The sequence below is a fragment of the Mucilaginibacter sp. genome (assembly GCF_028287845.1).
In the GTDB taxonomy this organism is placed as follows: domain Bacteria; phylum Bacteroidota; class Bacteroidia; order Sphingobacteriales; family Sphingobacteriaceae; genus Mucilaginibacter.
The window spans coordinates 1-8646 of the sequence record NZ_JAQBOW010000106.1 but is presented as its reverse complement, the minus strand read 5'-3'; the positions used below and the strand labels follow the sequence as shown (position 1 = coordinate 8646).

8 protein-coding genes are annotated in these 8646 nt (G+C 38.2%); 1 reads left to right on the top strand and 7 read right to left on the bottom strand.

Translation table 11 applies throughout. The features are described from left to right. The 5 genes from JWP71_RS10660 to holA all read right to left on the bottom strand — a co-directional run. Positions 1–270: hypothetical protein (locus JWP71_RS10660; RefSeq protein ID WP_299499558.1), on the bottom strand; the 270-nt coding region annotated here is incomplete at its 3' end. Positions 271–630: 360 nt separating this feature from the next. After that, a complete protein-coding gene (locus JWP71_RS10655; protein ID WP_299499555.1) occupies positions 631–1713 on the bottom strand; it encodes a family 10 glycosylhydrolase in 1083 nt (360 codons plus the stop codon). Between the two features lie 17 nt (positions 1714–1730). After that, complete coding sequence (locus JWP71_RS10650) at positions 1731–2135, bottom strand: EVE domain-containing protein (RefSeq protein WP_299499551.1); 405 nt, start codon at positions 2133–2135, stop codon at positions 1731–1733. 266 nt (positions 2136–2401) lie between these two features. Further along, entirely contained in the window at positions 2402–3184 is a 783-nt protein-coding gene (locus JWP71_RS10645) for a leucyl/phenylalanyl-tRNA--protein transferase (RefSeq protein ID WP_299499547.1), read from the bottom strand. 119 nt (positions 3185–3303) lie between these two features. Beyond that, complete coding sequence (gene holA / locus JWP71_RS10640; protein ID WP_299499542.1) at positions 3304–4326, bottom strand: DNA polymerase III subunit delta; 1023 nt, start codon at positions 4324–4326, stop codon at positions 3304–3306. A 102-nt stretch (positions 4327–4428) separates the two neighbouring features. Between holA and JWP71_RS10635 the strand changes: the two genes are divergently transcribed. Further along, positions 4429–4881, top strand: coding sequence for a type I restriction enzyme HsdR N-terminal domain-containing protein (locus tag JWP71_RS10635; RefSeq protein WP_299499561.1), 453 nt, complete (start codon positions 4429–4431; stop codon positions 4879–4881). Here the strand turns inward: JWP71_RS10635 and JWP71_RS10630 are convergent. Together JWP71_RS10630 and JWP71_RS10625 are read right to left on the bottom strand one after the other, a co-directional pair. Beyond that, positions 4847–6700 (bottom strand): ATP-binding protein, encoded by a 1854-nt coding sequence (locus tag JWP71_RS10630; RefSeq protein ID WP_299499538.1) that lies wholly within the window; start codon positions 6698–6700, stop codon positions 4847–4849. The two genes, JWP71_RS10635 and JWP71_RS10630, sit on opposite strands and share 35 nt — an antisense overlap. 99 nt (positions 6701–6799) lie before the next feature. Next, a partial coding sequence (locus tag JWP71_RS10625; RefSeq protein WP_299499534.1) for a class I tRNA ligase family protein occupies positions 6800–8646 on the bottom strand: 1847 nt, incomplete at its 5' end.

Sequence of the window (8646 nt, the reverse complement as noted above, 5' to 3'; positions counted from 1 at the left end):
CACTAGCCGATACAATGCATCGATATTTTGATTGATTGTATTAAAATTATTGTTTATTAAGTTAGCATTAGGTAAGTTCTTTTCCAGTTTATCAACCTTAGCTTCAACACCTTTAACCAATGTTCCTATGTTATAATAGTCCATTGTTCCAATGGCAGAGCCACATTTACTACATTGTACAAATAATAACTTATAATTAGATTTAGAGGGAGAATTTTCTACTAATTCAAAAAAAGCATTTTCGCATTTTGGGCATTTTGAATAGGCCATTGTATTGGGGTTTAAGGTATTAATAAATGTACAATGTTTAATTCTCAATTGCAAATCCCCACTGATGGCGCATTTGTACCCCGCGTCTCAACATCATATACAATTGAATGTCCTACGTAGAGATTGCTTCGTTCCTTATAATGATGTATTTTTAAGTTGTTGATTGTTAATGAATTAAAATTGTCATCTAACATAGTGGGAGATCTATACACGCGCTAAGCAGACGGATTGAAATGTATAGATTTCTCGCTACCGCTCGAAATGACAGCGGTTTTTTTATATAGTTTCCATTTTTTACACGTCATTACGATTTTTTCAGGATTGGCCCTCATGGGTACTACAAGGACGTAGTCTACTATTTCAGGATATCGGTTTAGCTAATTCTGTACTTAAAACAGCCAATACATTAGCTGTTACATTTCCAAAAAACGACACACCTGATGCGCCATTTTGCAGGGCCAGCCTTATACCCTCCCCTAACTCGTCATCGCTTTTAAAATCTGATAAATAAAGGCCTGCGTATAACGGGAAGGAACCGTTTAAGAAATGTATGCCCTCGGTAACGGCGTCGCCAATCCAGGTTACTTGTTCTTTATAAAAGCCATGATAGGTCATGGGGCAAATACCATCCAGTTTCCAGTTTGTCCAGTCCTGCCGCACATTACGGCGCGCAATTTCGGGCGTGGGGAACACCGAGGCGGTAATTGTTTTTTTATGCTGATGGGCAACTGCCGATAAGCTATTTACTATACGGGTAATGGCATTATACCTGAATAGCCGCCACGAAAGGCTGGCTTCCGGGTATTGAATATCGTTCAGGTCGGTACCATACTCTTCTTTAAATTTAGCTTTGCAAACATCGCAATAACAATAATCATATTCGGGCAGTTCTTTGGTTTGGTCTATATGGTAATTGTCCCACAGGTTAACGGGCAATATCACATCGCAAAAACGCACATAATCCAGGTGGATACCGTCTACATAATCCTTATCCAAAGTATCGCTCACATACTTCTCCAAATATTGTTGTACTTCATCGCGGGATGGGCACAGCCAGCGATAGTAATTTACATAAGGGGGCTTATCGGCACACGATTCGCCTTTACGGTTTTTGCTGTACCAATCGGGATGGGTACTTACCAGGTCGGGCCAGTTCATTGTCCATACCCAACGGTGCGCTTCTAACCCGGCTGCTTTAGCCGCGCGGAAGTGTCGCTCGCTATCATATTCAAAAAACAAGCCGGTTATACCTGCAGCTTTAAAGGAAGCGTAACGTGTTTTAAGATCATCATCTTTATCCCGCTGGTTGGGGTGCGACCATATCCAATTTTTGTGTTTTTTTTGATGCTTCTTAAATTCAATATCCTTTGCGGTGCTGCTTAAAGGCAGCTGAGCAGCTGCACCCATTAATAACCCGGCTTTTAAAAACTCGCGCTTATTCATCTGATCAGGGGATACGGTTAACTGCCTAATTCAACAATCCTGTCAAACTCCTCACGCTTTAGGCCCATTACAGACAGGCGTCCCTGCCTTACCAGGCCAACATCTTTTAAACGCTCATCAGCTTTTACCTGCTCCAGGGTAACGGGATTCTTTAAACCCTCTACAGGTGCAAGGTCAACAACCACCCAGTTTGGGTCGGTGGTGGTGGGGTCCTGGTAAAACTCTTTAACCACTTTAGCTATGCCTACCACGGCTTTACCCTCATTGCTGTGATAAAACAACACCAGGTCGCCGATTTTCATTTCTCTCAGGTTATTGCGTGCCTGGTAATTGCGCACGCCATCCCAAAAGGTGCGGCCATCTTCATTAAATTTTTCCCAACTATATTTATGCGGCTCAGATTTTACTAACCAATGGTTCATTTATTTCTTTGTTTTTGATACTGTAAGAGGTGTTTTTCCTGTCGCTAGAACGACTAGCGACAAAAGTGGCGACAAATTAGCCATTTTTATGAAACAATTAAAGCAATCACTTCAAATCCATGTGTGGGAAGATTACGAGTTTTATTTACACATCCCACACAATTTTATCGGTTCTAATAAGCCCTTTAATAGTGCTCCACCACGGGAAATGGATCGTAAATGATTGGCAACAATAAAAGAACATTTAGTGTATGGTAATGAGCTGGCTACAATACGAGTTCTGGCACTCGAGAAGTAAAAATAACGGGTGCTGTAATCGCAGATATCAGCTCGTGTCTAAAATCACTCTTTGTGACATTAACCGCCCCAAATTGAGCAAACCAGCTATTAGCATCTCCGGTAATGTGCAGCTTAAATCCATCTTCCTTAAGCTTGGTTAATAAATAACAAAACGCAACTTTACTAGCGTTATCAATAGTTCTAAAGAGGCTTAAAGTTATAAAATAACCATTTAAAGCAACTCCCAAAACACCACCTACAAGCTCACCATTTTGATAGGTCTCAAAACTATGGGCTATCCCCATTTTATGAAGTTCTAACATAACCTTAATGTATTCAGTGGATATCCATGTACTTGTTTTCTTCCCCCTTGGTTTCGAACAATTTATTATTGTTTGTTCAAAATCAGCATTCATTTTTATTTCAAATCGTTTGTCTAACTCTTGTAGCCTATCTTTTTTTAAGCAACGTAATAAATCATTCCTTATTTTAAAATCAGCAACGTGTATAACTGCTCGGGGATCGGGATCATACCACATAAAGATCTTATTATTATCGACTTGAGGCATAGGAAAAGTACCTTGTAAAAATCCCTGTATCATAATATATGGGGTTAATTTAGCCTGCGCATGAGACCACAATAAAGCATCTTCCTGACCTCCAGACACCTTTACCAAACCCGAATGAAGTAACTGTTGAAGTAACCTTTTTGCGGGACCTTTAAATCTTGTAGGAACTATAGCTGATACTGCTTTTGGCAAAAACCCCATATCCGTGATATTTTAACAAAATAAACAAAAAGCCTTTCCTTAAAATTAACCATTTAATTTTAAAAAAAACAACGCTAAAAAATATCTATCACTCTATCACAAAATTTTTTAATTTTTTTTTAATGCAATATCTTAAACATCAACTCCTTCATTAACCCGCCATGGTCGGTACTTGATTCAACGCCTTTACTTTTCACGTCATACTCGCGCAGATAACTGATGATCTGCATGGTTTTGCCGTATGGATAACTGCGCGCCGCCTGCTCATAATCCTTTACAAAAAACGGACTAATACCCAATTCGCGTGCAAGGTTTTGTTGTGATTTATCTTTTGAGTAATGGTATATAAGCACTTTTGTAAAAAAGTTATTTAAGTTACCCAGCACCAATACAATGGGGTTAGCTTTTGGGTTTGCCTCGAAATAATTGATGATCTGATTAACTTTTAAAGCGTCTTTTCTACCCAGGGCGGTTTGCAGCTCAAATACATTATACTCTTTACTTATGCCAATATTGTCGTGAATATGCTTTAGCGTAATCTCCTGCCCGGCAACTACATTTAGCATCAGCTTATCCAGTTCATTTACAATTTTCGACAAGTCATTACCCAGGTATTCGGCCAGCATCAAAGAGGCTTGTTGATTAATTTTATAGCCCTTTTCGGTCAGATAACCTTCTATCCACGCCGGTATCTTACTATCATACAAAGCCGCCGATTCAAAAACCAGCCCGTTCTTTTCTATCGCTTTATAAGTTTTTTTACGTTTATCAAACTTGCCGTATTTATAACAAAATACCAGTATGGTGCTGGGCAGCGGGTTTTCCAGGTAGCTTAATAATGGGTTAATGCTTTTCTTATCGTCGCTGTCGTTGCCCCATTTCATTTCCTGTGCTTCTTTTACCAGCACTACCTGGTAGTCGGCCATCATGGGGTAACGTTTGGAGGCGTTAAGTACGGTCATTACATCTGTGTCCTTGCCGTATAATACGGTTTGATTAAAGCCCTTCTCGGCATCGGGCAATAATTTATGTTCAACAAAGTTACTTACGAGGTCTATAAAATAGGGTTCATCCCCATGTAACAGGTATATGGGTTTATATTTACGGTTTTTAAGATCTTTTAAAATATCAGCAGGAGTCATTAAGTCAAAAGTAAAAATTCAGAAGTCAAAAAAACATAGTGTTAGCAAGTAAATTTAACGAATAACGCTTTTGAATTTTTACTTTTGAATTTTAACTTACAAATGCTGCAGCCGCTTAACCTTCCGCCTCATCCGTTTAAAATAACCGACGAAAACGGGCAGCTATCTTTATTTGATGAGATCAGGAAAAAGAATATCATTATTACTCCCGAAGAATGGGTGCGCCAGCATTTTGTACAATATCTGATCAAACAAAAAAACTATCCAAAATCATTAATTAAACTGGAAGGCGGCCATAAATTACACGGCAAGCAAAAACGATCTGATATTATAGCTTTTAATTCGGCAGGCGAGAAGATCCTATTGGTTGAATGTAAGGCACCTTCAATACCTATTGATCAAAAAGTGTTTGACCAGGTGGCGCGTTATAACATCGTCCATAAAATAGTTTTATTAGCCGTTACTAATGGTTTGCAGCATTATTATTGCCGCATAAACTTTGAGCAGCAGGGCTATAAGTTTATTGAGGAATTACCGGACTACCAGAATATTTAAGGGTTGCAGCACCAGGTAACTTTGCTACCAAAGTTTGTATCTTTTCAAACAGCTCATTCGGTTTAAATGGTTTTGAAACATAGTCATTCATACCACATTTTTGCACACGTTCCCTGATATCAAACAACGCGGATGCTGTTAAAGCAATAATAGGAATATCTGATTTTTCAGGATTGTGCATTTTACGTATTTCCATGGCGGCATCAAAGCCATTCATAACGGGCATTTGCAGGTCCATTAAAATAATATCAAAATTACCATATTGTACCAGTTCAACCGCGCGTTCACCATTTTCGGCAACAGAAGGTACAATGTTCCATTTAGAAAGCAGCTTTTTCATCAGTATTACGTTAACCTGGTTATCCTCGACAATAAGCATGCGTATAGCACTCAATGTTTCACCATTTTCAGCTATCCATTGTGGCTGATTGTCTGTACTTGCTGCATAAACTTCTGTTGATACTGGAAACTCCATATTAAATGAAAACTCAGAGCCCACACCGGGCTTACTTATTGCTTTAATTTTAAACCCCTGTAATTCTAACAAACGCTTAACTATAGCTAAACCTAACCCTGTACCTCCATATTGGCGTGTAGTACTTATTGATTCTTGTATAAAAGGTTCAAAAATTATATCCAGGCGGTTCTGTTCAATTCCAATGCCTGTATCTTTAACCGAAAAGCTTACGTTTACCCGGTTATCTCTATCCTCTATACAAGTAACTCTAACCAATATATTACCTTCGGCGGTAAATTTAATTGCATTACTTACCAGGTTAAAAACAATTTGTGTTATACGGGTAGGATCGCCAAATACCATTTTCTTCCTAAGCACACTGTCAATGTCTAATTTAAATAACAAGCCTTTTGTCTGCGCAGTCATCGTTAGCCCGCCACAAATATTTTGCATCAGCTCGGCCAAATTAAATCTGATGTTTTCAAAAATCAATTTGCCCGACTCTATCTTATTAAAATCCAACACATCATTAACAATAGATAACAAGTTACCGGCCGAAAATTTAAGCACTTCCAAATTCTCCACCTGGTCTGCTCTTGGATTACCGGTTATTAATAAATCACTCATACCAATAACAGCATTAAGCGGTGTCCTTATCTCATGAGACATAGTTGAAAGAAAATCAGATTTTGCTTCGCCCGATTTCTGTGCCTTTACTATAGCCTTTTCAAACTCAACATTAAGTCCGCTTTGTTTATCACTGGTTTCTTTAAGCTCTTTTATGGTTCTTATAAATGCACTATAAAAATGGCTGTGTATAAAAATTATCAATATAAAACTGGCAAATACGCCTATGATGGTAGTTGATTCATCTACTTTTTCAGGTTTCAGATCAATTACATAATCATTATTATACTGCAATATAAATAGGGCTACTACAGGTATAATATTTACCAAAGAGTAAATTAAGCCAAATTTTTGCCCCAGCATATAAAAGCTGAACAGCAATATCATGATGATAGCCTCTACGGTAACAACATTTACATTTTGTATGGCTATAAAAATATTAGCCAGGTTAGCAAGAGTGCCTACAATAAGTATAACGTGCGAAATAACCGTCCAGCGGGGTTTATAAGTTAAAAACTTAAATAAAATTGCAGAAGCAACAAGCAATACACCTGTTATTATACTTAGAATTGTATGGTGTTGGTATAAAACGTCGGCCAGTAATATAAACAAGGTAAAGAAAGACAATACCAAGCCATAATATAATAAACGCAAACGATCACTATCAAGGATTGACAAATCATTTGACAGTATCCTTTTAATCGAAAAATCAAAAAAACGCACCCTCTTGCTCATGTAAAGCTATTTTGCAGCTATGCTTATACCCTTTGGATTTTGCAATTAATGATTTACTATTAATTTAAAACCCAATACCGGCTATAACATTCAGTGCAATTAGCTTGCCAATGCTGATAAACTTTCTTCCAATATTTTCAGTTTCGCCTCCGCATCAGCTTTTTTCTTTAGCTCTACCTCAATTATCTCGGGCTTGGCGTTGCTCATAAATCGCTCGTTAGAAAGTTTTGCATTTACAGATCTTAAAAATCCATTTAAATATTCTTTCTCTTTTTGCAGGCGTTCCGCTTCTGCCAAAGGATCGATATTTTCGTTTAAAGGCACATAAAACTCATCTGTTGATATTAAAAAGCTACTTGCTCCGCTTATCTTATCATTAATCAAATTTAACTCGCTAAGGTTTGCCAGCCTGGCAATAATTGTTTTGTAAGATGAATAATCAATGCCCGAATTTGCTTTAACAGAAAGTGTTAAGGTTTCTTTAGGGGATATTTGTTTGCTGTTTCGAATATTTCGAATATGGGTAATTATTTGTTTTACTATTTCTACGTTGCCCAACAATTGAGAATTTATTTCCCCATTTGCTGGCAATTGGGCTACAATGCAACAATCCATAGTAGTGCGTTTGCCAAATAGTTCATCGTGCCATAGCTCTTCGGTAATAAAGGGCATAAACGGATGAAGTATTTTTAGAATGTTTTCAAAGAATGTTATGGTGCGGTTATAGGTTTGCTTATCAATTGGTTGTAAATAAACCGGCTTTATCATCTCTAAATACCATGCACAGAAATCATCCCATACCAATTTATAGGTAACCATTAATGCTTCTGATAAACGATATTGAGCGAAGTTGTCTTCTATTTCTATTAGCGCCTCATTAAAACGGCTATCAAACCAGTCAATTGCAATTTGGTTAGGATTTGGCAGCTTTTCATCAACCTCCCATCCTTTAACTAAACGGAAAGCATTCCATAGCTTATTATAAAAATTACGTCCTTGCTCACAATAGCTTTCATCAAACATCAGGTCGTTACCGGCAGGCGAACTTAACAACATCCCTACCCTAACGCCATCAGCGCCATATTTTTCTATCAGGTCCAAAGGATCTGGCGAGTTGCCTAATGATTTTGACATTTTACGTCCCAGCTTGTCGCGCACTATACCGGTTAAATAAACATTTTTAAATGGTATTTCGCCCCTAAACTCGTGCCCGGCCATGATCATCCGCGCTACCCAGAAAAACAATATTTCGGGCGCGGTAACCAAATCATTAGTTGGATAATAGTAGTTGATGTCGGCATTATCAGGGTCCTTAAATCCATCAAATACAGATATGGGCCATAACCATGAGGAGAACCAGGTATCAAGAACGTCTTCATCTTGTACCAAATCCTCAGCTTTGAGATTTGAAATTTGAGATTTGAGATTTTTTGCCTCTTCAAAAGCTTCTTCTCTTGTTTTAGCAATGATATATTCGCCATTAGGCAGGTACCATGCCGGTATTTGTTGCCCCCACCAAAGCTGCCTGCTAATGTTCCAATCCCTCACATTTTCCATCCAGTGACGATAGGTGTTACCAAACTTTTCCGGAATCAGTTTAATATCGCCATTCAACACATAATCTAAAGCAGGCTTAGCCATTTCTGCCATCTTGCAAAACCATTGCATTGATAGTTTAGGCTCAATAACCGCGTTTGTACGTTCAGAAAATCCAACCTGCGATTTATACTCTTCTACTTTATCCAATGCGCCTGCTTCTTCCAGCAGGGCTATAATTTTTTTGCGTGCTGCAAATCTATCCTCGCCAACTAATATTTGCGCCTTTTCATTCAGCGTGCCATCATCATTTAAAATATCAATAACAGGCAGGTTATGTTTTTGGCCTAACTCATAATCATTCAAATCATGCGCCGGGGTAACTTTTAAACAGCCGGTACCAAAATCCA